Genomic DNA, 26,961 nt, shown 5'->3' with positions numbered 1-26,961 from the left:
AACCCAAATAAATTTTCACATGGCATATTATCATAGACTAGGAAATATTCCCCCAAAGAGACATACTCAATTTAGACAACCTGATGGAAGTTTGTATAAAGAAGAGTTAGTGAGTTCCAAAGGTTTTTCAGGTATCTACTCCAATCTATACCATATACATAATCCCAACAATGTGCTCTCAATAGGCGAGCCCACTCCGTATAATTGGGAGCCGGCCAAAGAATATGGCTTGAAGCAGACTCATTTGAAGACTGCAGGAGTGCAAACAACAGGCAAAGATTATCTCAGTGCTAGGAAAATACTGATGATGAATAGCGACTGCATGATGGGAATCTGTGCTCCTGAGGAAAGAAAAATGGATCATTTTTTTAAAAATGCAGATGGGGATGAGTTGATCTACGTGCATGATGGGGAAGGGGTGCTATACTCGCAATTCGGGAAATTGGAAGTAAGACAAGGTGACTATATTGTCATACCAAGGACTACCATTTATCGTTTCGAATGGAAAGAAGAAGGTCCTTTGAGGCTTTTGATCATAGAATCTCATGGCCCTATTGAGACCGTAAAAAGATATAGAAATGAAGTAGGCCAGCTATTGGAACACTCGCCTTACTGCGAAAGAGATATACGTCCGCCAGGGGCTTTACATACCGAAAAGGAAAAAGGAGAGTTTTTGGTTAAGATCAAAAAAGGCGGTATGCTACATCCCTATACTTATGGACATAGTCCCTTGGATATTGTAGGTTGGGACGGGTATCTGTATCCATATGCACTGTCAATACATGACTTTGAACCCATTACTGGAAGAATTCATCAGCCACCACCGGTACATCAGACTTTTCAAGCTTGGGGTTTTGTGATTTGTTCATTTGTGCCAAGGTTATTTGATTACCATCCCTTGGCCATTCCTGCGCCATACAACCATAGCAATATCGATTCTGATGAAGTATTGTATTATGCAGAAGGAGAGTTTATGTCTAGAAAAGGGATTGACAGGGGATCATTCACCATTCACACTGGTGGATTGCCTCATGGGCCACATCCTGGAACAGTGGAAAAATCAATTGGGGCAAAAGAAACCGAGGAATTAGCTGTTATGTTGGATACTTTCAAACCATTATTTGTAACAACAGAAGGACTGAATTTTGTTGATCCGGCATACCCAATGTCTTGGAAGGAATAAAATTTCAGATTAATTAATTTTATTGGTAAGATTACTTACCCTAACAAAAAAAGAAACGCAAGTATGGCGTTTCTTTTTTTATACCCTTCTATCTTTCAATACAAATTAGGTGCTGTCAAGCTGCAAATTTTAACTCTTTACATTCACACATTTCCTAATCTAAAATCTCCAAAATCGGCTGTCCCGAAGCCCCATTCGGCAACCTGGTTCCAAGCATCATCGATAATGTCGGAGCTATATCTGTGATCGTTACATACCTTGAACTTGATCCTTGAGGCACATTCCAACCCATAAATACTATCGGTACGTGAGTGTCGTAAGTATATCCAGTGCCATGTGTGGTTCCTTTGTAAGAACTACTCAACCAAGCTGGCTCCAAGATAAGTAATAAGTCACCTGATGCTTTGTGGTTATAACCCATTTGCAAAAGGCTTTTTCGCCCTTCTAAATATTCTAATCTTCTCATATCTACTGCGGTGTAGACTTCCTTAATTCCTTCATACCTGTTTAAAATAAATTCACCTACCTCTCTTTGTATCTTTTCGATGGCAATGCCTTTTTCTTTTGCCAATTCATGGTTGAAAAAAACCTGTTCATTGGTGAAATTAAGCACCCAATTACCTTCTCCGTAATTGATGCTGCAATATCCCCTCATCTGCGTGAGCACTGACCGGGAATTGAAATTTCCTGCAGGTACATTCTCGCTCAGCATATAGTCTACTATGTCCGCTACTGCATGGTCTGCTGTGAGGAAAACCAAGTATTCATCCTTTCCATACTCTTTATCTAAGTGATTGAAAAACTCCTCCAATTCCCGATCCAACCTCAGGTAATTGTCTTCAACTTCCACGGATGTTGGTCCAAATCTGTGTCCGATGTAATCAGGCGATGAAAAGCTGACAGCTAGCAGATCCGTTTCTCCTCTTTTCCCTAATTGTTCACCTTCTAAGGCTGCATAAGCCATGTCTAAAGTGAGACTATTGCCAAAAGGAGTAGTGGAAATCAAACCAAAGTCATCGTTGTATTCCATCAAGGCTGGTAAATCATGAGGGAATGATGTAGTCTCCATACCTATAAATGGCCCCTCAAAAGGGTTGTCATCTTCGATGCTTTGGGTATATGTTTCAATAGGGAATAATGTCTCCCATTTTTGAGAAAGGTATTTCTCTACCAGTTTTTTATCATTTAGTTTTTTTACCCATTCAGGAAGTTCCTGATGGTAATAGGTGGAGGTCATAAATTCACCTGTTTTGCTGTCATACCAATAGGCATCGCCAAGATGTCCTGCAGGGAGTGAGGCACCTCTGTCTTTCAATGCAATGCCTACTACTTTGGACCTTTTGTTGGTAGAAAACCTCAATTCATCAGAAATAGTGGTGCTCAGCATATTTCTAGGTGAGATTTGTCCGTTTTTTTCTGTGCCTCCAACAGCGGTTACAGTGCTGTCTTCTGCACAATAAATCATGCGGTCAAGACTTCTGACGTACCAATTGTTGGCAATGATGCCATGCGTGGCAGGAGTAGTGCCTGTGTAGACAGATGCGTGACCTGGCCCTGTGTAAGTAGGGATATAATTGTAATGCGCATTTTTCATCATAAAACCCTCGTTCATCAGTCTTTTGAAACCTCCCTCGACGAACCGATCTTGGTATTTATAAAAATATTCCTGACGCATTTGATCAACTACTATTCCCACTACCAGTTTAGGCTTTTGAGTGGTGTTGCTTTGTGAAAAAACAGGAAAGGCCAATGTTATAAGGCATACAATTGTAAATAAATTCTTCATTTCAATGATTTATAATTTGGTGCAAATATAGGGATTCAATTTTGCTGGAAGGTTACCCTTTTGTTAAGGACTTTTAGCTTTGAATAACATCCATTTTTTTACAATTGGTTCAGTAAAATCAGTTGACTGTATTATCTTTCACAATTATTAAAACAATTCACATGTATAGATTTTCAAAAATCATTTTGACATTCTTATGTCTTGGGATGTCAATTGCTACTGTTAATGCACAATCTTATTTTGCAGATGGCCTTGATCCGGATTTCCACAAGGAACGGAGGGAAGCACTCCGGTCACAACTTCCTCCAAATAGTGCTGCACTTTTTTTTAACAATCCTGTAAAAAACCGTTCCAATGACACGGAATTTACCTATAGACCTAACTCAGACTTTTTTTATCTGACAGGTTTTAGGGAGCCAAATGCGGCATTGATCATATTTCAGACAGCCCAAGATTTCAATGGCAAAAAAGTGACGGAAATTGTCTATGTGCAGCCTCGCGACCCGCTGAGGGAACAATGGGATGGAGAGAGATTGGGAATTGAAGGAGTTAAAGAAAAGCTTGGCTTTGAACAAGTATTCTTAAATAAAGATTTTTTGCAGTCTCCAAATATCAATTGGAATGCCGTCAGTCCTATTTTAACGATGGAAATGGACGAAATTGAAGGAGGCAAACATAATGCAGTGCTTAAGGAAATGGTGGAAAAAACCAGTTTGTTGAATATTCAGTCAGAACTTCCAAGAAACAATACCTTGGCAGTCATTATGAATAAAATGCGTGCTGTCAAAACTGCAGAGGAGCTGGAAGTGCTGGAAAAGGCGGTTGTGATTTCAGGAAAAGCTCATATGGAAGCTTTTAGATCGATTAAGCCGGGTATTTCTGAAAGGGCCATCCAAGGAGTTCATGAATTTGTACACAAAGCGATGGGTGCAGAGGAAGTGGGATACGGTTCTATCGTTGGTGCCGGCAACGATGCTACTATTCTTCATTATGTTGAAAATCACAAAACCGACTTACAGGATGGGTTGATTTTGATGGATGTCGGGGCTGAGTACAGGGGGTATTCGGGAGATATTACAAGGACGGTGCCTATCAAAGGTGTTTTTTCGGACGAAGAAAAAGCAATTTATGAGATCGTATTGGAAGCCTTGGAAGCGGGTATTGCGGCCTGTAAGCCAGGTTCTGATTTTCAGGCTGTGGATAGGGCTTCAAGAAAAGTGATTGATGATGGTCTGGTGAAATTGGGCTTGATAAAAGAAGGCGAGAGACATAGATTTTTTCCTCACGGCATAGGACATCATTTGGGATTGGATGTTCATGATAGAGGTGGGAATGGTAAGTTTGAACCGGGAATGGTGCTGACTGTAGAACCGGGGATTTATATTCCCAAGGGGAGTGATGTTGATCCAAAGTGGTGGCAAATCGGTGTGCGTATTGAAGACAACATTCTGATTACCGAAGATGGCAATAAAAACCTAAGTTCTTTTGTGCCTAAAACTGTAGCTGATATTGAGGCGATCATGAAGGAAGAAGGTATCCTTCAGAAACTTCAAATTGAAGAATAAAAAGTCATCCAAAAAACGGATATACATAATAACAAAATATGATTATCCGCAATCATGCCACTAATCAATTAAACGAGGGTTTATTGGCAAACGGATACTAATAGATATTTGATATTTATTGATATTGGTTCGAAATCACAGGTTAATTCTATTATTTAGATTCTACTGGTATGAAAGCTGATATACATAATAACTAAAAAAAGCCCGAGCGTAAATGCATACACTCGGGCTTTTTTCATAAGATTTTTTTAGTCCCGTTTCTTTAAGTCTCCCCGTTTGATGGACTGTATAAATCTGGACCAAGCAAAAGGATCAACCAAAGTGAAAGGCCTTGGACCGTATCGGTCTTGTATCTGCATCATTTGACCTTGCTGGAACCCTCTCCAATTTTCATTTCCAGAGGCATCCATTCCAGCTGCATAGCGGAGTAAAGTTTCGGGGCTTAGACTTCCCCTGCCATCCATTGCCATAGGCGCGTCATAATTCATAGCTAAAAGTTGCCGTTTAAACTCCTCCTCAGAAGGGAAAGGCATTACTTCAATTTCTGCCAAGGCAATTTCATCGGTTTGCATGGTGAGAATAAGACTGATTTTATCATCGTTCATGACTGCAGGCACTTTGTAGGTCTGTCGCTGCATGCCGATAAAACTGAACACGACGCTATCACCTTCAAGAACAGGCAAGGAGAAATATCCATATCGACCTGAACTTGTACCCCTTCCTTTTTTTGGGACGTAAACATTGACCCCGGGGACAGCATCAGTGCTGTCGGCATTGAGTATAATACCTGAAAGCTGAATAACCTTACGTTCGGTGTCTTGAGCATTTGCTTTTTCCTGTGGAAGCAAAAAACAAATTCCCAATAAGATAATGGCAAGATGGGTAAACTTAATTTTCAATGTCGTAATGTTTAATAACCTGGCTTTTGGACGTCTGGTACACCTCCAATTGCTTATTTGCTTTTAATATTAGCCTATTTTACCATCAAATGTTTAATTTCAGGCTGAATTTGTTGTTAAAGTTACTAAATGCGACTCAAAAATATAAGTCTTAATTACGGAATGAGAATTTTTAAGGCCCTTTCAGAGGAATCCAGGGTTCGAATTCTTCACCTATTATTACAGAACAAAGAGCTGTCTATATCAGATATGGAGCATATTCTGGACTTTACCCAGACCAAAACCAGTCGTCATTTGAGTTACTTAAAAAATGCAGGATTAGTCGGGAGCAGGAGGGTAGACCAATGGATTTTTTATTATATTCTTGATGAAGCCTATGAAATCATTCAGCAGATCTTCAAATTTATCCAAAAAGACATTAACCTTATCAAGGACCAGGAAGTTTATAACATATTGCATTCGAACAGGGAACTGGCGATGAACAAAATTCAAAACAATCCTTACAGAAAATAAACCTCTTATTTTGAAAAAATACCAACACTTGTTTTTTGATTTGGATCATACTTTATGGGATTATGATACCAATGTAAAAGAATCTCTATCGGAGATTTATGAATATTTTGCTTTGGGGGAAAAAGGTATCGCCAGTTTTGATGCTTTCTTAAAAGCTTTCTACGAAGTGAACTTCAAGCTTTGGGCATTGTATGACCTTGGCAAAGTGAATAAGGATGAGCTCAGGGAGATCAGGTTCAAAAAGATTTTTGAAAGGGCTGGTGGTAGTGTTAGCGATATACCGAAGGAACTGGAAGAGGATTTTATGCACAGGACTTCCTCAAAACCAAATTTATTGCCTTATTCAATCGAAATACTTGAATACCTGAAGCCCAATTATCAATTGCATATCATTACCAATGGCTTCAATGAGAGTCAGGCCAAAAAAATGCATGCTTCCGGGTTAACGCCTTATTTTGATTTGGTGGTAACCAGTGAGACAACTGGGCACAAAAAGCCCGATCCTAAGATTTTTCAGTATGCGATGGGACAGCTATCTGTAAAGCCAGAACAGGTGATGATGATAGGAGACAATCCAAATTCCGATATTCTGGGAGCTATCAATTCCAATATTGACAACGTTTATTATGATCCGTATGAAAAAGGAATTGAACACCTCCCTACTTATACAATCAAGCATCTCAAGGAGCTAGAAAGTTTTCTTTGATAAAATGATGGTGAATTCTAAACACATGATTCACCACTAGTCAATCATTGGTCGGGTTTTCCAAGCCGTAAATCTTATATTTGTTTTATCAGAAACTTATAAACTCAAATTATATGCTTAAAGGCTTTTTTAACGTACCGGAACCAAAAAACGAACCGGTAAAAAGTTATGCTCCGGGATCCCCGGAAAGGAAAGAACTTCAAAACAAGCTCAAAGAACTCAGGGGCCAGCAAGTTGATGTACCCATGTATATTGGCTCGGATGAGGTGAGGACAGGTAATAAAAAGCCTATGTTTCCTCCTCATGACCACCAGCATTTACTGGGTCATTTCCATGAAGGAGATGCCTCCCATGTAGAACAGGCCATCAATGCCGCCCTTGGGGCGAAGGAAGCTTGGGAATCAATGGAGTGGGAACAAAGGGCTGCCATATTCCTAAAAGCGGCAGATCTATTGGCAGGGCCATACAGAGCCAAAATCAACGCAGCTACCATGCTTGGCCAATCCAAAAATGCGATGCAGGCTGAAATAGATGCTGCATGTGAATTCATTGACTTCTTGAGGTTTAATGTTAAATACATGACAGAAATCTATTCCCAGCAGCCTCCAGTTTCAGGTGATGGTGTTTGGAACAGACTAGAACAAAGACCTTTGGAAGGTTTTGTATTTGCCTTAACTCCATTCAATTTTACAGCAATAGCGGGCAATTTACCTACATCTGCAGCCCTGATGGGAAATACAGTGGTATGGAAGCCCGCATATACTCAGATTTATTCGGCTGATGTCTTGATGCAAGTCTTCAAAGAAGCGGGTGTTCCTGATGGAGTGATCAATTTGATCTATGTAGATGGACCTGCTACAGGAGAAGTTGTATTTAACCATCCTGATTTCGCAGGTATACATTTCACAGGCTCTACAGGGGTATTCCAACATATTTGGAAAACCATCGGTGAGAATATTTATAAGTACAAATCTTACCCTAGAATTGTAGGAGAAACAGGAGGGAAAGACTTTGTATTGGCACATAAATCGGCCAACCCAAAAGCAGTGGCAGTAGGATTGTCTAGGGGAGCATTCGAATTCCAAGGACAAAAATGTTCGGCTGCATCAAGGGCTTATATTCCAAGTAATATTTGGGATGATGTCAAAAAATTCCTTTTGGAAGATCTTTCATCCATGAAAATGGGTCCTACGGAGGATTTCACCAATTTCATCAATGCGGTAATCGACGAAAAGGCTTTCGATAAAATCAGTAAGTATATAGCTGATGCCAAAGAGGCTGATGGAGTAGAAATTATCGCGGGCGGTAATTATGACAAGTCTAAAGGTTACTTCATAGAGCCGACTGTTTTGGTAGTCTCTGACCCTATGTACACGACGATGCAGGAAGAAATTTTTGGTCCGGTATTGACCATTTATGTATACAATTCAGAACATTTTGAAGAAGCCTTGGAATTAGTAGATCAGACTTCTCCTTATGCTTTGACAGGAGCTATCTTTTCTACTGACAGATATGCTGTCGAATTGGCTACGAAGAAATTGAGAAATGCAGCTGGGAATTTCTATATCAATGACAAACCGACAGGTGCGGTAGTAGGCCAGCAGCCATTTGGAGGTGCTCGGGCTTCTGGTACCAATGACAAGGCTGGATCTATGATCAACTTGTTACGTTGGGTTTCTCCAAGAACGATCAAGGAAACCTTTGTGTCTCCCGTAGATTACAAGTATCCGTTTTTGGGTGAAGATTGAGGGTAGAAGCGAGAGGTTAGAAACGAGATTATGCATGACCTTTGGGGTTTCAAAAACCCCGAAGGTCTTTTTTTATAAAAAAATTTCCATTGGCTTTCTGAGAAATCGAATCTGGAGGTCTATTTATGGTTTGATAATTTTCAAAACCCAACTCCTTTTATCCAGCAGAAAAAGTCCATATTAAAAAATAAATTTCAGGTTTCTTTTTTTGCTGTAAAGGGTTTCCAATTTAGTTTTATATTCTTGTAATTTTAAAGTGACACTTTAAAAATGCAAGGATGATTAAAAGAAGCATTACAAAAGAGATCAAAGAATTATAGACGTCCTTTCTCTATGCGACATTTAGCTTTTGCCTTTTGTTTGATTCTGATGGTTTCCTGTAATAAGTCAAAGCAGGAATCTGTTTTTTTTACAGCTGATCTGAAAAATTACATCGTGGACACCCTATATCTGGAAAAAGACACCTTGACCAAGAGTCTTCCTCAAGAGTTTTCCTTTTTGGATCAAAATGGTAAATCTTTTTTGATTGGTGTTGTAGGGAGAAGAATGTATCAATACAGTTATCCCTCAGGAGAGCTAGAGAACACAGTTGATTTTGAAAAAGAAGGACCTGATGGTATAGGAGGGTTTGTTTCAGGAAACTTGATTACAGAGGATGGTATATTTTTCATTTCTGACCAAAAGCAGATTGTCCTCTCTGATTTTGAGGGCAAGGTTATGGAAAGATTCCCATTGCCAGAGGTGCCAGAAGAAAGGCTTGCTGTCAACTTCAGTGTGGTCAACGGCAATAAGATGAGCTATGATAAAGAAAAGAAGCAGTTGGTCTTGGCTGATGTCCCATTTGTCCTGAAGGAACCTAATATGCAATATGAAAACTGGGTCTGGATGTATGATTTGGAGAATAAACTTGCAGAGCCTTTACCTTTTAAATATCCGGAAATATATGGACAGCATTTTGACGATCAAGAGTTAGGGATTTTTTCACATACTTACGCTATAAATGATCAAATCCATATCCTGAGTTTCCCCGTTTCTGACTCTTTGTTGGTGATAGAAAACAATGGTAACAGATGGGTAAAATCCAAAAGTTCAGATAAAATGGTTTTCCAGAAGGGTACTACAGAACAAAGGGGAGAGTACCTTGTGTTTTTGCCAAGCATGGAAACAAGCAGGTACAAATGGGTGCTTCATGACCCTTACAGAGATTTGTGGTTACGTTATACGAATATAGAAACCCAGGAAGGCGGCGAAGGTAAATATGTCAACAAAAGTAGTTTTATCATCCACAACAAAGACTTGGAGATGCTTGGTGAAGTGTTTTTTGACAATCAAAAAATAGCGCCTTTCGGATTTTTCACAACAGAAGGGTTTTATCTCAAGTTATTGGGACCTTCTTCAGATGATTACGAGGAATATGTTCGGGTTCGTCTTGACCTTTGGGGTTTTTAAAACCCCGAAGGTCTTGGTTCTAGGTTTAATCCTAAAACCTTCGAGGTCCGAAATAGACCTCAAAGGTTATCATTTCTTTTTAAACAAAGAGTCCACAAATTCTTTCCTGTTGAATACTTGGAGGTCAGTCATTTTTTCACCTACTCCGATATATTTTACAGGGATTTTGAATTGATCGGATATGCCGATGACCACACCGCCTTTAGCGGTGCCATCCAATTTGGTGATGGCCAATGCAGTAATATCGGTTGCTTTGGTGAATTCTTTGGCTTGGATAAATGCATTCTGTCCAGTGGAGCCATCTAGCACAAGTAGAATCTCGTGAGGGGCATCGTCAATGAATTTTTGCATGACCTTTTTGATTTTTGTCAGCTCATTCATCAGGTTGATTTTTGTATGAAGACGTCCAGCGGTATCTACGATGACTACATCAGCATTGGTGTCTACCCCTTTTTTAACAGCGTCAAATGCCACTGAAGCGGGATCTGTATTCATGCCGTGAGAAACAACAGGCACATCCACCCTTTCGCCCCAAAGTATCAATTGGTCTACTGCCGCAGCTCTAAAAGTATCTGCCGCTCCCAATACTACTGATTTTCCAGCTTGCTTAAACTGGTATGCAAGTTTGCCGATCGTGGTTGTTTTGCCCACGCCATTAACTCCCACTACCATAATGACATAAGGTTTTTTGTCAGCTGGCAGATCAAAATCTGCAAGGTCTGCGCTTTTGTTTTCTTTAAGAAGGTTCTCAATTTCTTCTCTCAGAATGACATCAAGTTCAGCAGTATTGAGGTATTTGTCCTGGGCAACTCTTTCTTCAATTCTTCTGATGACTTTGATTGTTGTGTCCACTCCAACGTCCGAAGTGATCAGAATTTCTTCGAGCTCATCCAGAACTTCTTCATCTACTTTGGATTTTCCGACTACGGCTTTGCTTAGCTTAGAAAAAATATTCTCGTTGCTTTTTTGAAGTCCTTGGTCCAGACTTTCTTTTTTTTCTTTAGAAAAGAAACCGAAAATTCCCATAGTATTGATTTTTAGAACCCGAATATAATGAAAAAGTCCCTTCCGAGACATCGCTCGAAGGGACTTTTAGATGTATTTTGTGCTATTCTATTATTTTTTCAATGTATCCTGTACCATTGCGGAAGGAACCATTTCTTCTTTGAATGAATATGCACCAGTCTTTTCAGACTTTACAGCTCTGATCACTTTGGCATAAGTGACGCCGCCTTCTTTCTTCAGGGTTGCTACTACTTTCTTAGCCATATCTTAAAGGGGTTTGAGGTTACTGTTAGGTAACGCTTTCCTAAATTATTTAATTTCTTTGTGAACCGTAACTTTCTTCAAGATAGGATTGAATTTCTTCAACTCTAATCTTTCAGTAGTGTTTTTACGGTTTTTTGTTGTAATGTATCTTGAAGTTCCTGGCATGCCTGAGTTTTTGTGCTCAGTACACTCCATTATTACCTGAACTCTATTGCCTTTCTTAGCCATCGCTCTGTATTTTTAAAATGGGTAAACCTAATTACTTAATGATGATCATACCTTTTTCCTGAGCTTCTTTCAATACAGCGCTAACGCCTTTTTTATTGATAGTTCTCAAAGCTTTGGTACATACTTTCAACGTGATCCAAGCATCTTCTTCAGGTATGTAGAAGCTTTTCTTGTGTAGGTTCGGATAGAACTTACGCTTAGTTTTGTTGTTCGCATGCGATACATTATTACCTACTCGAGGTCTTTTACCGGTGATGTCACAAACTTTTGCCATGATATATGATCGTATTATTATAGACGTTTTTCCAATTGAGTCTGCAAATATCGGACTTTTAACCGAATTACCAAAAGCTACCATTAAAATAATTCCGTAAAGTTTTAAAAATGTGGAGGATTAGTAGGGAGATTTTAGAATTAGGTCCGAACAAGTTGAAGGTTTGGGAAAAGGATGAAGGAGAGGGAGCGAGAGACGAGAATCGAGAGTTTTGAAAAAGTTGCAAGGTTTAGCGGCAATCTTGAACAGGTAACATTTTGAAGTTAACAATTCCAGCATCAAGATAAATATCAGCTTCACCTTGTCATCGCGACGCAGGGGAGATCTAAGTAAAGATAAATCATCACCCGCAGGGATCTTAGATTTTTGAATTGGTTTCGGCCCAACTTACGGAAAACCCAAATTTAACTATTAACATTTTTAACCTTTAACATTGCCCCTTTCATTCCTTATAACAGGAATGCCCACAGTTAAACGGTTGCACAGTTAATCAATTCTACAATAATTCCCTAAATCCCATCCCTACTTCGGTGGGTAAGGACAATGCTTACAACCACTGCTACAGCAATAGCCTCTTCTTATGTGGTATTGAGCGGTAAAGACCATAAGGCCATTTTCATTTATATAATAGTCACCCGGAACAAGCTTCTGAGGTACTGCTGCCTTCTTTTTCGAATTCATTCTTTTATCCTAAGCCCATTTGTTATATTTGCCTAAATTGGAAATATTAATCTTGTCAAATTTTGATGAGATTGTAAAACTACAAATTTATGATGGAAACAATAAACTCAAGCGATCAGGCTATCCAATTGGAAGACAAGTATGGAGCTCACAATTACCATCCTCTGCCTGTTGTACTGGCCAAAGGAGAGGGCGTTTTTCTTTGGGATGTAGAAGGTAAAAAGTACTATGATTTTTTATCTGCCTATTCGGCGGTCAACCAAGGCCACTGTCATCCAAGGATAAAGGATGCCTTGATAGAGCAAGCAGGTACTTTGACACTGACTTCGAGAGCTTTTTTTAATAATGTGCTAGGGCCATTTGAAAAATATATAACCGAATACTTCGGCTTTGAAAAAGTCTTGCCTATGAATACAGGTGCTGAGGGGGTAGAAACGGCCATAAAAATTGCACGTAAGTGGGGCTATGAGAAAAAAGGGGTCGCTGAAAATGAAGGAGTGATTGTTGTTGCTAAAAATAATTTCCACGGAAGAACCACAACAGTGATTTCTTTCTCTAATGATGAAAATGCAAGAAAAAACTTCGGCCCATACACGCCGGGTTTTGAAAAGATAGCATACGACGATATTGAGGCCTTGGAAAAAGCACTTGAAAATAAAAATGTAGTGGCTTTCTTGGTGGAGCCTATTCAGGGTGAAGCTGGAGTATATACTCCTGCAGATGACTATATAAGAAAGGTATCAGAAACCTGTAAAAAGCATAATGTGCTATTCATAGCTGACGAAATCCAGACTGGAATAGCCAGGACAGGGTCTCTGTTGGCAGTCTGTGGTAACTGTACTTGTGAGGGTCACTGTGAAAAGCAGGCTACTTATATCAAACCAGATATGTTGATTTTAGGTAAAGCGATTTCAGGTGGATTTTATCCAGTTTCAGCAGTATTGGCCGATAACCACATCATGGACGTCATCAAGCCGGGACAGCATGGGTCGACTTTTGGAGGTAATCCTTTGGGTGCACAAGTCGCCATGACAGCATTGGAAGTAGTCAGAGATGAAAAACTAGCGCAAAATGCACGTAAACTGGGAGATATTTTCCGTGGGCGCATGCAAATACTTGTTGACAAGTACAGTATATTAAAACTGGTAAGAGGTAAAGGTTTGCTCAACGCTGTTGTGGTCAATGACAGCCAAGACAGCAGTACAGCATGGGACATGTGTGTTGCTTTAAAGGACAATGGGCTTCTTGCAAAGCCTACTCATGGCAATATTATCCGCTTTGCACCGCCTTTGGTTATGACAGAGGATCAACTGCATGAATGCTGTGATATCATTGAGAAAGTGGTGAAGGAGTTTGAGCGTTAGATTCTGCAAATACAGTTGGAATATTATAGAAATGCATTGAAATAATAATATCAGATATTTAAGGATATTGGTTCGAAATCACAGGTTAATTCTATTATGATTCTACTGGTATGAAAGCGGATATACATATTTTATTAAAAGCGAACGTAAATATTTCTTAGAAAAGCCCTCAAAACATTGAGGGCTTTTTAAAAAGCTGCACAACATTTAAAGTAACAAAAATTGATAAAACTATAGTTTTCTGTAATACAAGTCTTGTTTTCTTTTTTTGTTAGCTTTACCAAACCAAAGAGCCTATTAAACCATGACCAAAGCCATCATTTTCGATATGGACGGAGTGATCTGCCATACCAATCCATTTCATTCTATTGCCTTCAAAGAGTTTTTTGCCAAAAGAGACCTTTTTCCAACTGAAGATGAGTTTGCCTTGCACATGTATGGTAAAAACAATTCCTACATTTTAAGTCATTTTCTGGGCAGAAAAATTGAGGGAGCCGAGTTATTGGAATTGGAAGATGAGAAAGAAAGTCTGTTTAGGGATATTTATAAAGATATAGTAAAACCAATCGACGGGTTTTTAGACTTTTTTGGTAAAATAAAAGAAGATGGTCTATTGACAGGAGTGGCAACTTCGGCACCCAGAGCAAACCTTGATCTCATCGTAGGGACACTGGGACTCAAAAACCAAATGGAATCCATCTTGGCAAGTGAGGATGTGACCAAACACAAGCCCGAACCGGAAGTATACCTCCAATCAGCCAAAAACCTAGAGGAGCACCCAGAGAATTGTATTGTGTTTGAGGACTCATTTTCAGGAGTTACTGCTGCTATCAGAGCTGGAATGAAAGTCGTGGGAGTACTTTCTTCTCATGCTAAAGATGAATTGCCACCATGTGATTTGTATATCAACAACTACCATGAGATCAATATTAAACAGCTTTATTCTTTAGTTTCTTCGTGATTCAATCAGTCTTTTTTATTGGAGAAAAATTTAAAAACGCTCAGTTTTATCTAAAGTTAGGTAACAATTTTTTAAGCATTTTTTAACATTGACAGTTTGTTAACATTGCCTTAATGTCGGTTTATTTTAGACATTGCCTTCTTTTTATGATTCAAAGCATTTTTTTGAGTCTTATTGGTTGATTACGGTAGGTGAAGCCCTTTTTTCTGTTAACAAATTCATAATATCTGCATCATTATAAAGAAATATTGGTGTCGCACCTTTGTGTCGCTGTACAATAAGTATTCAATTACTTAAACTATTTCTTGAGATGCGAAAAATATTCGCAGGGACCATGATCTTCATGATCGTGACCTTTTCCAACGTTTTTGCAAGGGACGTTGAAAGAGATTCCCTGAACAATGCTGCGCCAAGTAGCAAAAAGTTGACAAAACCATGGTATGAAACCATTCAGCTTCGAGGCTATGCCCAGATGCGTTACAATGGTTTGTTAGAAACCAATCCAGACCTTCAGTGTGCCCAGTGCGACCGCTCTTGGGGTGGTGATGGTGGAGGATTTTTTTTCAGAAGGATCAGGATGATATTTTCCGGGCAAATTCACGAACGTATTTTTATGTATATCCAGCCAGATTTGGCTTCTGGAGGAAATAATTTTGCCCAGATAAGAGATGCTTATTTTGATTTGGGCTTAGATGCTAAGCAGGAATTCAGGTTAAGAATCGGTCAGTCAAAAGTACCATTTGGTTTCGAAAACCTTCAATCAAGTCAGAACAGACTTCCACTTGATCGTCATGATGGATTAAACTCGGCTGTTTTGAATGAAAGGGACCTAGGGGTGTTTTTCTACTATGCACCTTCTGAAATCAGACAAAGATTCAACTACTTGGTGTCTTCAGGACTTAAAGGATCCGGAGACTACGGAGTGTTTGGCTTGGGACTCTACAATGGACAAACTGCCAACCTTCCGGAAAGAAACAAAAACTTCCATGTTGTCAGCCGCGCTTCCTACCCTTGGGAGTTGCCATCCGGTCAGTTTATAGAAACTTCATTTCAAGCATATACAGGAAAATTTGTCATCAACAGAAATCCTCAAACTGACTTTGATCAGACCGAATTTGAAGAATTCAGGTACGGGCCAAGTGTGATAGTATATCCTCAGCCCTTTGGAATTCAAGCTGAATTCAACTGGGGAAGAGGACCAGAGTATGATCCTGAAACCAATGAAGTCAAAGATGCACCACTTCGAGGTGGATACGTACTGGCCAACTATTTTATCCAAACAGGGAAAGATATTTTCATTCCTTTTACCAGGTATCACTATTATAAAGGAGGGAAAAAATTCGAATTGGATGCTACGCGCCATAGAGTAAATGAATTGGAACTTGGAATTGAATGGCAGCCAAACAGAAATTTTGAATTGGTAGCGATGTATACCATATCAGATAGGACATTTGAAAATTCACTCAATCCTGATAACAGGCAAAAAGGAAGTTTGCTGAGATTGCAAGCTCAAGTGAATTTCTAAAAAAAAAAATAAAGTTTAGTCTATTGAAAAGTAAAAAGCAGGCCTTGGTAGGGCCTGTTTTTTTTGTACTTTCAACTAAAGATTATATATTTCACTGTCTTAAATCCATTTACAATGAAAATTTTTATCTCAGCATTTTCGGTATTATGCTTCCTTCTTTTTTATGGTAATGAAAAAGAATTGATCAATTACAAGGAAGAAGTGAATAAAACTCTTCGGAAAAATTCAGGTATGACAGAATTAGCGCCAGGAGAAGTGGCAGTCATCAATGTTTGGGCGACTTGGTGTGGGCCTTGTATCCAGGAAATACCTGAAATGAACAAAATTGTCAAAGAATATGAGGGTCAAAATGTAAGATTCTTGGCATTTTCTGATGAACAGGAAAGTACATTCAAGGCATTTCAGAAAAAAAGGCCAAGTTTTGAATTTGATTATGAAACCAGTTTTGGCAATCAAGACGCTATCAAACTTCTCAAATCTTTAGAAAAAGAATATGGTGGCAGAGCAATTCCTATACATATTCTGATAGACAAAGAAGGTCAAGTAGCTGATGTGTTTATTGGGGCATCTTCAACAAATATTCAAAAGATTAAGCGGTTTCTAAATGAACATGCTTCAGCTGAATAGTGTTAACTTTGCGTAAAAATCGTTCAATTATGTTCAGAAGACCAAGAAGAAACAGAAAATCACAGGCCATCAGAAATATGGTCGAAGAAACAAGGCTTTCTGTTAAAGACTTTATATTTCCCATGTTCTTGATAGATGGCGTTAACCAAAAAATAGAAGTAGCGTCCATGCCTGGGATTTATAGGTATTCTCTAGATCTGATGCTGAAAGAAATAGAGGAATGCGCTAATCTTGGTATCATGGCATTTGATATTTTTCCAGCATATCCCGAATCCAAAAAAGATAAGTATGCAACTGAAAGTCACAATCCTGAGACTTTTTATCTTCAGGCCATTCATAAAATCAAGACTACTTTTCCGGAAATTGTAGTGATGACCGATGTGGCAATGGATCCTTACAGTTCAGATGGACACGATGGATTGGTAGAAGATGGGAAAATCCTGAATGATGAGACTTTGGAGATTTTGGGAAAAATGTCTTTGGCTCAAGCCCAGGCAGGAGCAGATATCCTGGGACCGTCGGATATGATGGATGGAAGAGTTGGTTACATAAGGAGTGTTTTGGATGAAAATGGCTTTACAGATGTGTCAATTATGTCTTACACAGCAAAATATGCCTCTGCTTTTTACGGTCCTTTCAGAGACGCTTTGGATTCGGCTCCGAAAATGGGGGATAAGAAAACTTACCAAATGGACTCTGCCAATTACCAAGAGGCCTTGATTGAAGCGGATTTGGATACAGAAGAAGGAGCTGATTTTTTAATGGTCAAACCTGCATTGGCTTACTTGGATGTTATCCGTCTTTTGAAAGACAATTCCAATCTGCCCATAGCGGCTTACAATGTCAGTGGAGAATATGCTATGATTAAAGCCTCTGCTGGGAGAGGTTGGTTGGATGGAGAAAGGGCCATGCTGGAATCTCTGCTCAGCATTAAGAGGGCAGGAGCCAATGTGATCTTGAGCTATTTTGCAAAGGAGTTTGCTATGTTGGGGAAATAGAAAATGGAAAGAATTTAAAAAGTAAAATTCGAAGGTTTAAATAATATTTAATGCAAAGTTAAATTGTGTCCTACAGTCAATAAATTCCTGTCAAAGTTCTAAGCCTTAACTGATGTAAAAAAAGAATATCTTTTGATGCAGCTTGCTGTTTTAAAGGCGTATAGCAGTATCCTGCACCAAAAGGTAAACTTGGAAAATGGAAGGATAGCCTGTGATTCCAAATTTGAATGTGACGTTTTAGATTGTGCAGAACAAAAGGTAAATGATCAATTTGAGGATGCAGATACCTGGTTTGAAACTACCGTTGTAGTATATGATTTGGCAGCTGGCGGTATGGCGGCAATATGGGTGAACTGTATCTATTTGTCATTAACTGAGGATTAGTTTCGTTAGAAAAAAATAATAAAATTTAAAATCTAAATTTTAATCAATATGGAGTTGAATTATCCAAAATTTGTAGCAATTGGCTACTACGGTTTGTCATTTTTGGCAATTTTTTTATACTCTGTTGGGCTTATCTCTATTTTTCCAATAGTTATAGGGCTTCTAATTATCTCCTTATATTTTGCAATTAAGGCTTTTGCAGGGTTTTTCAATACATCTGATTCTCCTACCATTGATTTTCTTATTTACTTAGGAATTGCGGTTCAGCTTTCCCTTCAAACAGGGATGTTTGTAAGTCATAGTTATAGATTGATTATGCTCTATTCCTCTTTGATAGTATTTGTATTGGTTCTGTTCTTTATTTATCGATTCAAAAGAAACAAGGTTTTGATCCCCATGAATATTGTAATTCATTTTATTTCTATTAATATCTATTTTCATATTTGAAGGAAAGACAAGTTAAATAATAAATTTTATTCTTATCTCAGATCATTCTCATACTGCTTATTGTTCACTCCCTCTTACAACTCCTCTTCCCTTTCCAGCATCAAAATAGAATGCTGGGGAACGATAAAGTATTTTTCACCTTCATACATCACTTCGTATGAACCATTTACCAAGAAAATAGCCAAATCTCCTTCTTTGGCTTGTAGAGGAATATATTTGATGCTTTCATCACGTTCTTTCCATGGTTCATCATCTTCTACAGGAGAAGGTATGGGATAGCCTGGACCCGTTTTGATGATATAGCCTTGCTGTACCTTTTCCTTCTCTTGCACTCCAGGTGGCAAGTAAAGTCCGGAAGAGGTTTTTTCATCAGCTTTTCTCAGTTTGATCAAAACACGGTCGCCCACGATGATCAGTTTTTTCAGTTTATTGTCAGGAGTCAATTGCATGTTTTAGACGTTTAGAAATTAGAAGCGAGAGCCAGAGTGACAATTTTAGATTGTAGATTTCAGAATTTAGATTTGAGACCGAGAAAACAAGGCAAGACATGCAAACAAGATCATATACAGATAAACTTTATGAATTGCTATTTCAAATGATTTGCTGCAATGAACACAAAAAAGCCTCGTAAATCGTATTTCGTAAATCGTAATTCCATAAAAATCAGAATTATGTTGACTCTTGTCTCCTGCTTCCCAAAAAAAGAGGCATCCATATCAAATACAGATGCCCTCTTTTTGAGATTTATTAAGAATTATTTTTTGTCTTCAGACACTTCTTCGTAGTCTACGTCAGAAACACCATCACCAGCTTCTGCCGAACCGCCAGCATTTGCGTCAGCGCCAGGTTGTGCACCTTCCGCTCCGCCTGCAGCATTGTACATTTCTTGAGAAGCGGCTTCCCATGCTTTGTTAAGACCTTCCATAGCGGTATCAATACCTGCCAAGTCTTTTGATTCATGGGCTTTCTTCAAAGTTTCCAAAGCGCTGTTGATGTTGGCTTTATTGCCATCAGAAAGTTTGTCTCCGTAGTCTTTCAATTGTTTTTCTGTAGAGAAAATCAAGCTATCTGCTGAGTTGAGTTTTTCGATCTTCTCTTTTTCAGCTTTATCTCCTGCAGCATTTGCTTCTGCTTCTTTCTTCATTCTTTCGATATCATCCTGAGAAAGACCTGAAGAAGCTTCAATCTTGATTTTTTGTTCTTTTCCAGTTCCTTTGTCTTTCGCAGAAACATTAAGAATACCGTTGGCATCAATATCGAAAGTCACTTCGATCTGAGGAACTCCTCTTTGTGCAGGTGGAATATCGCTCAATTGGAACCTTCCAATAGACCTGTTGTCTTTTGCCAAAGGTCTCTCACCTTGCAATACATGGATATCTACAGCCGGCTGATTGTCTGCTGCCGTAGAGAACACCTCTGATTTTTTAGAAGGAATAGTAGTATTTGCCTCAATAAGCTTTGTGAACACGCCGCCCATTGTTTCTATTCCTAGAGATAATGGAGTCACATCAAGCAACAATACATCTTTCACTTCTCCAGTCAACACACCCCCTTGGATAGCCGCTCCAATAGCTACTACTTCATCAGGGTTTACACCTTTAGATGGTTTCTTTCCAAAGAATTTCTCAACCTCTTCTTGGATTTTAGGGATTCTTGTAGAACCACCTACCAAGATTACTTCATCGATATCAGATGCTGTCATTCCTGCATCTTTCAAAGCCTTTATACAAGGATCCATGGATCTTTTAACCAAGCTTTCGGAAAGTTGCTCAAATTTTGCCCTACTCAAGTTTCTAACCAAGTGCTTTGGTCCTGACTGAGTAGCGGTGATATAAGGCAAGTTGATTTCTGTAGAAGAAGAACTTGATAACTCAATTTTTGCTTTCTCGGCAGCTTCTTTTAATCTCTGAAGGGCCATAGGATCTTGTCTCAAGTCTATTTGCTCTTCGGATTTGAATTCATCTGCCAACCAGTTGATGATTACTTGATCAAAGTCATCACCACCAAGGTGAACATCACCGTTGGTTGACTTCACTTCAAATACACCATCACCTAATTCCAAGATAGACACGTCAAATGTACCACCACCAAGGTCATACACAGCGATTTTCATATCCTGGTTTTTCTTATCCATGCCGTAAGCCAAGGCGGCAGCAGTAGGTTCGTTGATTATTCTTTTTACTTCAAGACCTGCAATCTGACCTGCTTCTTTTGTAGCCTGACGCTCTGCATCATTGAAGTATGCGGGTACTGTGATGACAGCTTCAGTTACTTCCTGACCCAAAAAGTCTTCAGCTGTGCTCTTCATTTTTTGAAGAATCATGGCTGACAATTCCTGTGGGGTGTAGGATCTGTCTCCAATTCTGATGACCAAGGTATCGTTGGATCCTTGTTCTACTTTGTATGAAGCATGTTTTTTCTCTTCAGATACTTCAGAGAATTTTTTGCCCATAAATCTCTTTACAGAAGAAATGGTATTGGCCGGATTGGTAATTGCCTGCCTTTTAGCGGGATCACCTACTTTTCTTTCTCCGTTACCATTGTCCAAGAATGCTACGATAGATGGCGTAGTCCTTCTTCCTTCCGAATTTTGGATCACTACCGGCTCGTTACCTTCCATTACAGCAACACAGGAGTTGGTAGTACCCAAGTCTATACCTATGATTTTTCCCATGATATTATATTTTCAAATTTTAGTTACTAATTCTTATGCAAATCCATTATGACAATGGATGTGCCAATAGGATGTTGAAAGAGTTTTGTGTCAGATTGACAGATTTGTGTCATGGATTTGTTCTTATTTACCACATCATGTCATTGGAAACTAGAAAAGTTTGTCATGATGAGTTTGTAAAATTTGGCATTTACTGAATGGAAATGACAGCATGGTTCGCGTCATGCTGAAAGGAGCCTACTTCATGTCGGCAGGCTTTCGGAGTTGAAATATCTCCCACAAGGTAGGAGACCCCGCTCCCGTATAAGCTATCGGGATCAGAGTGGCGACTCTTACAATTCTGTCAATGGTGGATTAAATATGGCCAATAGCTGAAGCAACCTTTTTAGAGAGAATTGTATCTTCTAGATATGCAACACAATGAACTTTTGAGAGAAAGATTAAAATGGGGCTTGGTGTTTTTTATATGCTTGATTTGCTCCATGATGCTGTCAATTTAAAAAACCTCTCATATACAGGTGATTTTTTATTTTCAGCTTATTTTTTTATGATATTGCACTTATGAAATTACAGGACATTTATATATATCCCATTAAATCTCTCGGGGGAATCCGGTTGGAAAGTTGGACGCTGGAAGAGAGGGGCTTTACCCATGACAGAAGGTGGATGCTGGTCGATGAACACGGTAAATTTATGTCACAGCGATCACTGCATAAGATGGCTTTGCTTCAAGTGACTTTAGGAGAAAATGGTCTCAAAGTCACTGATAAAACTAATGCTGATCGTTATCTATTTATACCTTTTGAATCCGAAGCTGAAGGTAAAATTAGTGTTCAGATTTGGGAAGATGAAGTGGAGGCAGAGCTTCTTGACAAAAAGTATGGGGCCTGGTTTTCTGATTTTTTAGAAGTTTCGGCGAGACTAGTACGTATGCCTTTAAGTGCACAAAGGAGACTAAAACCAAAATATGCTGTCAATGGAGAGTCTGTCAGTTTTGCAGATGGGATGCCTTACTTGTTAATAGGACAAGCTTCTCTGGATGATCTCAACGGCAGGTTGATGGATCCTGTAGGAATGGAGCGATTCAGACCTAATCTTGTTTTTTCTGGAAACACTGCTTTTGAAGAGGATGAATGGGATACGGTAAAAATAGGGGATGCTGAATTTAAAATTACGAAGCCCTGTGCTCGTTGTGTGATGACTACGGTGGATCAAAATACAGGTTCAAAAGGCAAGGAGCCACTTAAAACCCTTGCTAAGTATCGGACAATGGATAATAAAGTAATGTTTGGCCAAAACATGTTGTTGCTCTCTGGAAGCAGAGTGCAGTTGGGTGATAGCTTGATTCCCAAAAATAAGTAAAGCCGGAATTTCTTCCGGCTCTAGCTTCATGGTTTAGTTTAGTTGAAAGATATGGCTGTAATCAATTTTTTTTAGAAACTATATCCAACAGTCAACTTGAAGAATGAAGGTTGGCTGGTACCGCTTTTCGCAACCATTTCTGTGCTTCTTAGGTCAGCACCAGAAGTGAATCTTGCAAATGCACCACCTTTTGGATCTGCAAACTGAACATATGGTCCAAGAGCAACATAATAATCAAAAGAATCATCACTAGCGACTTCACTGCCACCAGTGAAGCTTAACTGTTCAAAATGAAGGCCAGCTGAAAAGAATGGACTGATTTTGAACCCATAATTGGCCCAATAGTGTAGGAAATTTAATGTGGTAGGGTTTCCGTGGTTGAATCCATAGTAGTATCCAAGATAGAATTCACCTTCAGTTTTTGCCTTGTCCAGACCAATAGTCAAGTTTGGCACAATGCCCTCGCCAAGTACAGGAGTACCAAGTCCTGATGTAAGGCTACCGCTTAGCAAACCGATTTGTGGATTGATGTTGATGCCTTCAGCTACTTGGAAATCCATACCGACACCAAATTCAGTCCAGTTGCCCCAGCCGCCACCGCCGGTACCCTGCACGCCGCCTGTTCCACCAGACCATAGGATTCCGTAAAAGGTAAAGGCAGTGTTTTCACTCAAGCTGTATGATCCGGCAAAGAATGGGTAAAATCCAAAAAAGATATCTGAGTTTAGTGTGACATCAAGACTGAATTTATCTTCTTCTTGAGCATTTACATTGCCTATGTTAAAGGCGATCAACATTGCGCTTAAAGCAAAAATTGCTTTGAAGCTTTTTGTAAAACTTCTTTTCATAATTTTTAACAGGTTTAATGATATGTAGGTTTGAAAATGAACCAGTATTTAAATGTTTGACATTAAATATCTGAATTCAAGTGTTGAAATTAGCCTATAATTTTTAAAATGCAATGAAAACTCTAAAATTATGTTAAAAATGTAACGAGATCCATTTCTGTTGAAGACTTTACAATAAAAAAGACTTCAGGATGTAAAATAAAAAAAGAGGCCTTATAGGGCCTCTTTATAGTTTTTTCAATCTTTTCGTGATTTATTTGAAAGACTTCACAGTTTCTATGAAAATTTTTACCATTTCTGGATTTATGTCGGGATATACTCCGTGTCCAAGATTAGCAATATGTCTGGTTCCCTTAAACTGTTCCATCATCTGAATAGTAGCAGCTTCAACCTGTTTTTCGGTGCCATAAAGTGCGGCCGGATCAAGATTTCCCTGTAACGTTTTGCTTTCCCCTATCATTCTTCGGGATTCAGTGATACCCATGTTCCAATCCAATCCGATAGTCTCACAATTCAGTTTTGCCATATCCTCTCTGGCGAAAAATGCTCCTTTGGCGAAGACTGTCTTAGGAACTGTAGTGATGGCATCGCAGATTTTTGAGATATAGGGCAAGGAAAATTCCCTGTATTGGTCAGGAGGCAAGATACCTGCCCAACTGTCAAATATCTGGATCAAATCAGCACCTGCGTCAATTTGAGCTTTTAGGTAATTGATGGTACTGTCCGTGATCATTTGAAGCAATTGATGGGAGAACTCAGGCTGTGTATAGAGCATAGCCCTTGCTTTCGAAAAAGTCTTGCTGCCTGACCCTTCGATCATATATGCGAATATTGTCCAAGGCGCTCCTGCAAAACCGATCAATGGAACTCTGCCATTCAAAGCCTTTTTGGTGATTTTGATGGCTTCAATAACATATCTAAGGTCATCTACACCGTCAGCAACCCTTAGTTTTTTAAGGTCACTTTTCGAATTCACCGTATTTGGGAACCAAGGCCCTCTCTTTTCCACCATTTCATATGGCAAACCCATTGCTTCTGGAATCACCAGAATATCTGAAAAAATAATGGCGGCATCCACACCAAGTAAATCCACTGGTTGGATGGTTACTTCCGCAGCCAGCTCAGGTGTTTGAGCCAGCTCTATAAAGCCACTGACACTTTCTCTCACAGCCCTGTATTCAGGCAGAATTCTTCCAGCCTGCCTCATGAGCCATACCGGTGTTCTTTCAGGATTTTCTCCCTTTGCAGCTTTTATTAGTAAGTCGTTTTTCAATTGCATGCCGCAAAGATAAAATACAGAGCGGATTTATTAAGACTATAGGATAAAACATTCTTTTGAGTTTACTTTTAGGATAAAAAAAATCCCGACTTGATATTGCAAGTCGGGATTTGATAATTTGTTGTTTTAGCAACTACTGCATCTTTTTCTCCAAAGTTTTAAAATCTTTTTCTTGGATTCCCATCATCTTGAGTACCTCATCCATATCTGTAAGGTCAAGTCTTCCATTGGCAAAATCTACCGGCAAGATGACTATTCTGAATTCAACATCTCTTTTCCAGGAGTCATCTAAAATCTCAGGGTTAAAATTGGTCTCTAAATATAATGCAACGTCTTCCAGACTGAAGTCGTAGTTATATTTCAGAAAGCCCTCTTCAAAGAAATACATCTGTGGCAGCATCCTCCAAACCTTAAGGTCATTAAATGTGTCCACTTTGAGAAACACCAATACGATATCACTTTCCACTAATGGTTCTGGGAATTCCAGTAATTCGAAGTAATCGTTTTCTTCTGTAAAATCCAGCGTTACCTCATAAGCTATCCCAATAAAACTATCTCCAGGTTGACCCTGAGGTCCCTGTTGACCTTGATCACCTTGAGGCCCCTGAGGTCCTTGAGGTCCCATTGGCCCCTCACATGCCTGAAAAGCCAAGGCTAGTACTGCAATTAATCCAAGAATTCTTTTCATAAAATGGTGTGTTAAATGTTAAAATTAAAATCCAATATGTATATCCACAATTGTACTAGTAATTATGAGCAATTTGTTTTTTTCATTCAGATATTCTTTGACACAGGGTCTGATTCTGTGAATAAATTTTCCATCGATACCTGACTTCAGTAGGTACATTCTAAACCACGAATTGATTTTAGGAATTGGTTTAGTGTTTTAATTTCAGATATTCTGTTATACGTTTAATATAACTGATAGTCCACTTAATTCCCTCTATTTGCAGTTTATTTTTTCAATCCAACGACTCTTACCTTGCTTGGACTAAAGATCTGGTCAATATAAACATCAGGGATTGAAAGGCTGTTTTCTTCAGCATATTGTCGGATTTTGCTTTGCACTTTTTTAGGCCCAGGCATTACAAATCTATGGGATTGTATGTTTGCTACTATGGCCGAAGTCCCGTCGAACGTCTTTTCAGTCAATCCACTAATTCCTTCTGTCCATTTTTTTTCTAAACCTACAAAAACCTCCATAGTGTCAAGTTTCCCGGCAGGCTCTATATAATAAATGGTGTTCAAGTAAGCTTCAGGTTTATCATTGGCCATACCTTCTATTTTTTCAAAAGCTCTTTTCAATTCAGGATCCTGAGGAGTCCCCCTGTAGTAGATTCCAGCCAGTTCTATTTCTCCCAAATCTTCATGTGCAACTTCTATATCATTGAAGCCCCCGAACATATATAGCCCAATGACGGCAACCAATGCCAACAAGACAATCAATGATATCAGTGGTTTCTTTTTCATTTTTTAAAATATATACCTGACCCCAATGGCTCCTTGCAATCTCAAATGACCAAAGCGGTCCAGTAATTCCATAAATAAGCCTACTTCAGCGAACACGTTGATAGGTAAGTCATCAAAATAGTATTCTGCCCCACCAAAAACTTCCGGCCCAAAATCAATGTTAGTCCTGTTTTCGCCAAAAACTGTAGTAGGTGAAATGGAAGAATCAGTGTAAGCATAGTTGACTCTTACAGACCTGATTTGACCACCAACTCCCGCATAACCAAGCAAATACCCTTCAGTAATACCGAATTCATCGGTAAAATCTTCATTATAAGCAATTCTAGCATTTATTGAAAACACATTGCCCGTACTATGCCCAGCATAAAATGCATTGGATGAAGGTCTGTTGTTTTCAAAAGAGCGGCGGTAATATTGAGCACTGTTTACACCTGCCCTTCCTATCATGCCTTCCACTGAAAAATTCTCATCCAGAAATGTCTTGTAAGTAATTGACAATGGCTCACCTAACCTAAGTCCAACACTTGATTCCTGAGCAAAGGTCAGTACTGGAATCAGGACAATCATCATTAAAATTAATTTCTTCACGCTTTTGTTGGTTTTGTTTTCAAATCTTTGTTTCTACGGCGCAAAATTAAATTCTGTTATTCAAATCTTAGGCCTAAATTCACCAAATTTCAATTGTTTGATATACCATCTTGAAAATTAATGACTTAAAATC

At 39.0% G+C, this 26,961-nt stretch carries 28 protein-coding genes; 13 read left to right on the top strand and 15 right to left on the bottom strand.

Going from position 1 to position 26,961, the window contains the following annotated elements; translation table 11 throughout:
• The first annotated feature begins 19 nt into the window (after positions 1 to 19).
• The gene (locus tag CLW00_RS05960; RefSeq protein WP_106132754.1) at positions 20 to 1,183 is read left to right on the top strand and encodes a homogentisate 1,2-dioxygenase; all 1,164 of its coding nucleotides are present in this window, start codon (positions 20 to 22) and stop codon (positions 1,181 to 1,183) included.
• A gap of 154 nt (positions 1,184 to 1,337) precedes the next feature.
• On the opposite strand, the gene pafA is transcribed toward CLW00_RS05960, so the two are convergent.
• Positions 1,338 to 2,969, bottom strand: coding sequence for an alkaline phosphatase PafA (gene pafA / locus CLW00_RS05955; protein ID WP_106132753.1), 1,632 nt, complete (start codon positions 2,967 to 2,969; stop codon positions 1,338 to 1,340).
• 161 nt (positions 2,970 to 3,130) lie between these two features.
• Between pafA and CLW00_RS05950 the strand changes: the two genes are divergently transcribed.
• The gene (locus CLW00_RS05950; protein WP_106132752.1) at positions 3,131 to 4,534 is read left to right on the top strand and encodes an aminopeptidase P N-terminal domain-containing protein; all 1,404 of its coding nucleotides are present in this window, start codon (positions 3,131 to 3,133) and stop codon (positions 4,532 to 4,534) included.
• Positions 4,535 to 4,782: 248 nt separating this feature from the next.
• Here the strand turns inward: CLW00_RS05950 and CLW00_RS05945 are convergent, their stop codons facing one another.
• Positions 4,783 to 5,406, bottom strand: a complete 624-nt coding sequence (locus tag CLW00_RS05945; protein ID WP_245917195.1) for a carboxypeptidase-like regulatory domain-containing protein — start codon at positions 5,404 to 5,406, stop codon at positions 4,783 to 4,785.
• 156 nt (positions 5,407 to 5,562) lie between these two features.
• Here CLW00_RS05945 and CLW00_RS05940 point away from each other — a divergent pair, with 156 nt between their 5' ends.
• From CLW00_RS05940 to CLW00_RS05925, 4 genes are all read left to right on the top strand, one after another.
• Complete coding sequence (locus tag CLW00_RS05940) at positions 5,563 to 5,946, top strand: ArsR/SmtB family transcription factor (protein ID WP_106132750.1); 384 nt, start codon at positions 5,563 to 5,565, stop codon at positions 5,944 to 5,946.
• Between the two features lie 10 nt (positions 5,947 to 5,956).
• Positions 5,957 to 6,652 (top strand): YjjG family noncanonical pyrimidine nucleotidase, encoded by a 696-nt coding sequence (locus CLW00_RS05935; RefSeq protein ID WP_106132749.1) that lies wholly within the window; start codon positions 5,957 to 5,959, stop codon positions 6,650 to 6,652.
• A 113-nt stretch (positions 6,653 to 6,765) separates the two neighbouring features.
• Positions 6,766 to 8,400: an L-glutamate gamma-semialdehyde dehydrogenase gene (gene pruA, locus CLW00_RS05930; protein ID WP_106132748.1), complete on the top strand. Its 1,635-nt coding sequence runs from the start codon at positions 6,766 to 6,768 to the stop codon at positions 8,398 to 8,400.
• A gap of 333 nt (positions 8,401 to 8,733) precedes the next feature.
• Positions 8,734 to 9,849, top strand: a complete 1,116-nt coding sequence (locus tag CLW00_RS05925; RefSeq protein ID WP_106132747.1) for a DUF4221 family protein — start codon at positions 8,734 to 8,736, stop codon at positions 9,847 to 9,849.
• A 69-nt stretch (positions 9,850 to 9,918) separates the two neighbouring features.
• On the opposite strand, the gene ftsY is transcribed toward CLW00_RS05925, so the two are convergent.
• From ftsY to CLW00_RS21740, 5 genes are all read right to left on the bottom strand, one after another.
• Positions 9,919 to 10,875, bottom strand: a complete 957-nt coding sequence (gene ftsY, locus CLW00_RS05920; protein ID WP_106132746.1) for a signal recognition particle-docking protein FtsY — start codon at positions 10,873 to 10,875, stop codon at positions 9,919 to 9,921.
• Positions 10,876 to 10,965: 90 nt separating this feature from the next.
• Positions 10,966 to 11,118: a DUF4295 domain-containing protein gene (locus tag CLW00_RS05915; protein ID WP_106132745.1), complete on the bottom strand. Its 153-nt coding sequence runs from the start codon at positions 11,116 to 11,118 to the stop codon at positions 10,966 to 10,968.
• 45 nt (positions 11,119 to 11,163) lie between these two features.
• Positions 11,164 to 11,346 (bottom strand): 50S ribosomal protein L33, encoded by a 183-nt coding sequence (gene rpmG / locus CLW00_RS05910; RefSeq protein WP_009036148.1) that lies wholly within the window; start codon positions 11,344 to 11,346, stop codon positions 11,164 to 11,166.
• Between the two features lie 31 nt (positions 11,347 to 11,377).
• The gene (gene rpmB / locus CLW00_RS05905) at positions 11,378 to 11,620 is read right to left on the bottom strand and encodes a 50S ribosomal protein L28 (protein WP_106133064.1); all 243 of its coding nucleotides are present in this window, start codon (positions 11,618 to 11,620) and stop codon (positions 11,378 to 11,380) included.
• A gap of 522 nt (positions 11,621 to 12,142) precedes the next feature.
• Positions 12,143 to 12,301, bottom strand: a complete 159-nt coding sequence (locus tag CLW00_RS21740; protein ID WP_170073178.1) for a C1orf53 family protein — start codon at positions 12,299 to 12,301, stop codon at positions 12,143 to 12,145.
• 89 nt (positions 12,302 to 12,390) lie between these two features.
• On the opposite strand from CLW00_RS21740, the gene rocD reads away from it, so the two are divergent.
• The 6 genes from rocD to CLW00_RS05875 all read left to right on the top strand — a co-directional run bounded on the left by rocD (position 12,391) and on the right by CLW00_RS05875 (position 18,160).
• Entirely contained in the window at positions 12,391 to 13,665 is a 1,275-nt protein-coding gene (gene rocD, locus CLW00_RS05900) for an ornithine--oxo-acid transaminase (RefSeq protein ID WP_106132744.1), read from the top strand.
• A 304-nt stretch (positions 13,666 to 13,969) separates the two neighbouring features.
• Complete coding sequence (locus tag CLW00_RS05895; protein ID WP_106132743.1) at positions 13,970 to 14,626, top strand: HAD family hydrolase; 657 nt, start codon at positions 13,970 to 13,972, stop codon at positions 14,624 to 14,626.
• Positions 14,627 to 14,936: 310 nt separating this feature from the next.
• Positions 14,937 to 16,151, top strand: coding sequence for a porin (locus CLW00_RS05890; protein WP_106132742.1), 1,215 nt, complete (start codon positions 14,937 to 14,939; stop codon positions 16,149 to 16,151).
• Between the two features lie 114 nt (positions 16,152 to 16,265).
• On the top strand, positions 16,266 to 16,778 hold the full coding sequence (locus CLW00_RS05885; RefSeq protein WP_106132741.1) for a TlpA family protein disulfide reductase: 513 nt from the start codon (positions 16,266 to 16,268) through the stop codon (positions 16,776 to 16,778).
• 29 nt (positions 16,779 to 16,807) lie between these two features.
• Positions 16,808 to 17,776 (top strand): porphobilinogen synthase, encoded by a 969-nt coding sequence (gene hemB / locus CLW00_RS05880; RefSeq protein ID WP_106132740.1) that lies wholly within the window; start codon positions 16,808 to 16,810, stop codon positions 17,774 to 17,776.
• A 135-nt stretch (positions 17,777 to 17,911) separates the two neighbouring features.
• Positions 17,912 to 18,160: a hypothetical protein gene (locus CLW00_RS05875; protein ID WP_106132739.1), complete on the top strand. Its 249-nt coding sequence runs from the start codon at positions 17,912 to 17,914 to the stop codon at positions 18,158 to 18,160.
• 86 nt (positions 18,161 to 18,246) lie between these two features.
• Here the strand turns inward: CLW00_RS05875 and CLW00_RS21355 are convergent, their stop codons facing one another.
• The 3 genes from CLW00_RS21355 to dnaK form a co-directional block, all read right to left on the bottom strand.
• On the bottom strand, positions 18,247 to 18,393 hold the full coding sequence (locus CLW00_RS21355; RefSeq protein WP_170073177.1) for a hypothetical protein: 147 nt from the start codon (positions 18,391 to 18,393) through the stop codon (positions 18,247 to 18,249).
• A 288-nt stretch (positions 18,394 to 18,681) separates the two neighbouring features.
• Positions 18,682 to 19,056: a co-chaperone GroES gene (locus tag CLW00_RS05865; RefSeq protein ID WP_106132737.1), complete on the bottom strand. Its 375-nt coding sequence runs from the start codon at positions 19,054 to 19,056 to the stop codon at positions 18,682 to 18,684.
• Positions 19,057 to 19,361: 305 nt separating this feature from the next.
• Positions 19,362 to 21,281 (bottom strand): molecular chaperone DnaK, encoded by a 1,920-nt coding sequence (gene dnaK, locus CLW00_RS05860; RefSeq protein ID WP_106132736.1) that lies wholly within the window; start codon positions 21,279 to 21,281, stop codon positions 19,362 to 19,364.
• A gap of 561 nt (positions 21,282 to 21,842) precedes the next feature.
• Between dnaK and CLW00_RS05855 the strand changes: the two genes are divergently transcribed.
• Positions 21,843 to 22,643, top strand: coding sequence for an MOSC domain-containing protein (locus CLW00_RS05855; protein ID WP_106132735.1), 801 nt, complete (start codon positions 21,843 to 21,845; stop codon positions 22,641 to 22,643).
• A gap of 71 nt (positions 22,644 to 22,714) precedes the next feature.
• Here the strand turns inward: CLW00_RS05855 and CLW00_RS05850 are convergent, their stop codons facing one another.
• The 5 genes from CLW00_RS05850 to CLW00_RS05830 form a co-directional block, all read right to left on the bottom strand.
• Positions 22,715 to 23,491: a DUF6733 family protein gene (locus tag CLW00_RS05850; RefSeq protein ID WP_106132734.1), complete on the bottom strand. Its 777-nt coding sequence runs from the start codon at positions 23,489 to 23,491 to the stop codon at positions 22,715 to 22,717.
• Between the two features lie 253 nt (positions 23,492 to 23,744).
• The gene (hemE, locus tag CLW00_RS05845; RefSeq protein ID WP_106132733.1) at positions 23,745 to 24,770 is read right to left on the bottom strand and encodes a uroporphyrinogen decarboxylase; all 1,026 of its coding nucleotides are present in this window, start codon (positions 24,768 to 24,770) and stop codon (positions 23,745 to 23,747) included.
• Positions 24,771 to 24,903: 133 nt separating this feature from the next.
• Positions 24,904 to 25,458 carry a hypothetical protein gene (locus CLW00_RS05840; protein WP_211300156.1) on the bottom strand — a complete coding sequence of 185 codons (555 nt, stop codon included), beginning with the start codon at positions 25,456 to 25,458 and terminating at the stop codon, positions 24,904 to 24,906.
• Positions 25,459 to 25,724: 266 nt separating this feature from the next.
• A complete protein-coding gene (locus CLW00_RS05835; RefSeq protein ID WP_106132732.1) occupies positions 25,725 to 26,240 on the bottom strand; it encodes a hypothetical protein in 516 nt (171 codons plus the stop codon).
• A 3-nt stretch (positions 26,241 to 26,243) separates the two neighbouring features.
• On the bottom strand, positions 26,244 to 26,828 hold the full coding sequence (locus CLW00_RS05830) for a hypothetical protein (protein WP_106132731.1): 585 nt from the start codon (positions 26,826 to 26,828) through the stop codon (positions 26,244 to 26,246).
• Positions 26,829 to 26,961: the final 133 nt, after the last annotated feature.

Source organism: Mongoliibacter ruber (assembly GCF_003003005.1).
Lineage (GTDB): Bacteria > Bacteroidota > Bacteroidia > Cytophagales > Cyclobacteriaceae > Mongoliibacter > Mongoliibacter ruber.
The sequence above is the reverse complement of the archived record's forward strand: the minus strand, read 5'-3'. Positions and strand labels throughout refer to the sequence as shown.

Excerpts from the sequence above, each read along its gene's own strand:
- CLW00_RS05875 (WP_106132739.1), top strand. The coding sequence starts at position 17,912 with ATGCAGCTTGCTGTTTTAAAGGCGTATAGCAGTATCCTGCACCAAAAG.
- rpmG (WP_009036148.1), bottom strand. The coding sequence starts at position 11,346 with ATGGCTAAGAAAGGCAATAGAGTTCAGGTAATAATGGAGTGTACTGAG.
- CLW00_RS05835 (WP_106132732.1), bottom strand. The coding sequence starts at position 26,240 with ATGAAAAAGAAACCACTGATATCATTGATTGTCTTGTTGGCATTGGTT.
- CLW00_RS21355 (WP_170073177.1), bottom strand. The coding sequence starts at position 18,393 with ATGGTAGGAGAATCAGATGTATTGAAAAACCCTGCAAAAGCCTTAATT.
- CLW00_RS05950 (WP_106132752.1), top strand. The coding sequence starts at position 3,131 with ATGTATAGATTTTCAAAAATCATTTTGACATTCTTATGTCTTGGGATG.
- CLW00_RS05885 (WP_106132741.1), top strand. The coding sequence starts at position 16,266 with ATGAAAATTTTTATCTCAGCATTTTCGGTATTATGCTTCCTTCTTTTT.
- CLW00_RS21740 (WP_170073178.1), bottom strand. The coding sequence starts at position 12,301 with ATGAATTCGAAAAAGAAGGCAGCAGTACCTCAGAAGCTTGTTCCGGGT.
- CLW00_RS05940 (WP_106132750.1), top strand. The coding sequence starts at position 5,563 with ATGCGACTCAAAAATATAAGTCTTAATTACGGAATGAGAATTTTTAAG.
- CLW00_RS05895 (WP_106132743.1), top strand. The coding sequence starts at position 13,970 with ATGACCAAAGCCATCATTTTCGATATGGACGGAGTGATCTGCCATACC.
- pruA (WP_106132748.1), top strand. The coding sequence starts at position 6,766 with ATGCTTAAAGGCTTTTTTAACGTACCGGAACCAAAAAACGAACCGGTA.
- CLW00_RS05915 (WP_106132745.1), bottom strand. The coding sequence starts at position 11,118 with ATGGCTAAGAAAGTAGTAGCAACCCTGAAGAAAGAAGGCGGCGTCACT.
- hemE (WP_106132733.1), bottom strand. The coding sequence starts at position 24,770 with ATGCAATTGAAAAACGACTTACTAATAAAAGCTGCAAAGGGAGAAAAT.
- ftsY (WP_106132746.1), bottom strand. The coding sequence starts at position 10,875 with ATGGGAATTTTCGGTTTCTTTTCTAAAGAAAAAAAAGAAAGTCTGGAC.
- CLW00_RS05865 (WP_106132737.1), bottom strand. The coding sequence starts at position 19,056 with ATGCAATTGACTCCTGACAATAAACTGAAAAAACTGATCATCGTGGGC.
- dnaK (WP_106132736.1), bottom strand. The coding sequence starts at position 21,281 with ATGGGAAAAATCATAGGTATAGACTTGGGTACTACCAACTCCTGTGTT.
- CLW00_RS05960 (WP_106132754.1), top strand. The coding sequence starts at position 20 with ATGGCATATTATCATAGACTAGGAAATATTCCCCCAAAGAGACATACT.
- CLW00_RS05840 (WP_211300156.1), bottom strand. The coding sequence starts at position 25,458 with ATGAAAAGAATTCTTGGATTAATTGCAGTACTAGCCTTGGCTTTTCAG.
- CLW00_RS05925 (WP_106132747.1), top strand. The coding sequence starts at position 8,734 with ATGCGACATTTAGCTTTTGCCTTTTGTTTGATTCTGATGGTTTCCTGT.
- CLW00_RS05855 (WP_106132735.1), top strand. The coding sequence starts at position 21,843 with ATGAAATTACAGGACATTTATATATATCCCATTAAATCTCTCGGGGGA.
- rpmB (WP_106133064.1), bottom strand. The coding sequence starts at position 11,620 with ATGGCAAAAGTTTGTGACATCACCGGTAAAAGACCTCGAGTAGGTAAT.
- pafA (WP_106132753.1), bottom strand. The coding sequence starts at position 2,969 with ATGAAGAATTTATTTACAATTGTATGCCTTATAACATTGGCCTTTCCT.
- rocD (WP_106132744.1), top strand. The coding sequence starts at position 12,391 with ATGATGGAAACAATAAACTCAAGCGATCAGGCTATCCAATTGGAAGAC.
- CLW00_RS05890 (WP_106132742.1), top strand. The coding sequence starts at position 14,937 with ATGCGAAAAATATTCGCAGGGACCATGATCTTCATGATCGTGACCTTT.
- CLW00_RS05850 (WP_106132734.1), bottom strand. The coding sequence starts at position 23,491 with ATGAAAAGAAGTTTTACAAAAAGCTTCAAAGCAATTTTTGCTTTAAGC.
- hemB (WP_106132740.1), top strand. The coding sequence starts at position 16,808 with ATGTTCAGAAGACCAAGAAGAAACAGAAAATCACAGGCCATCAGAAAT.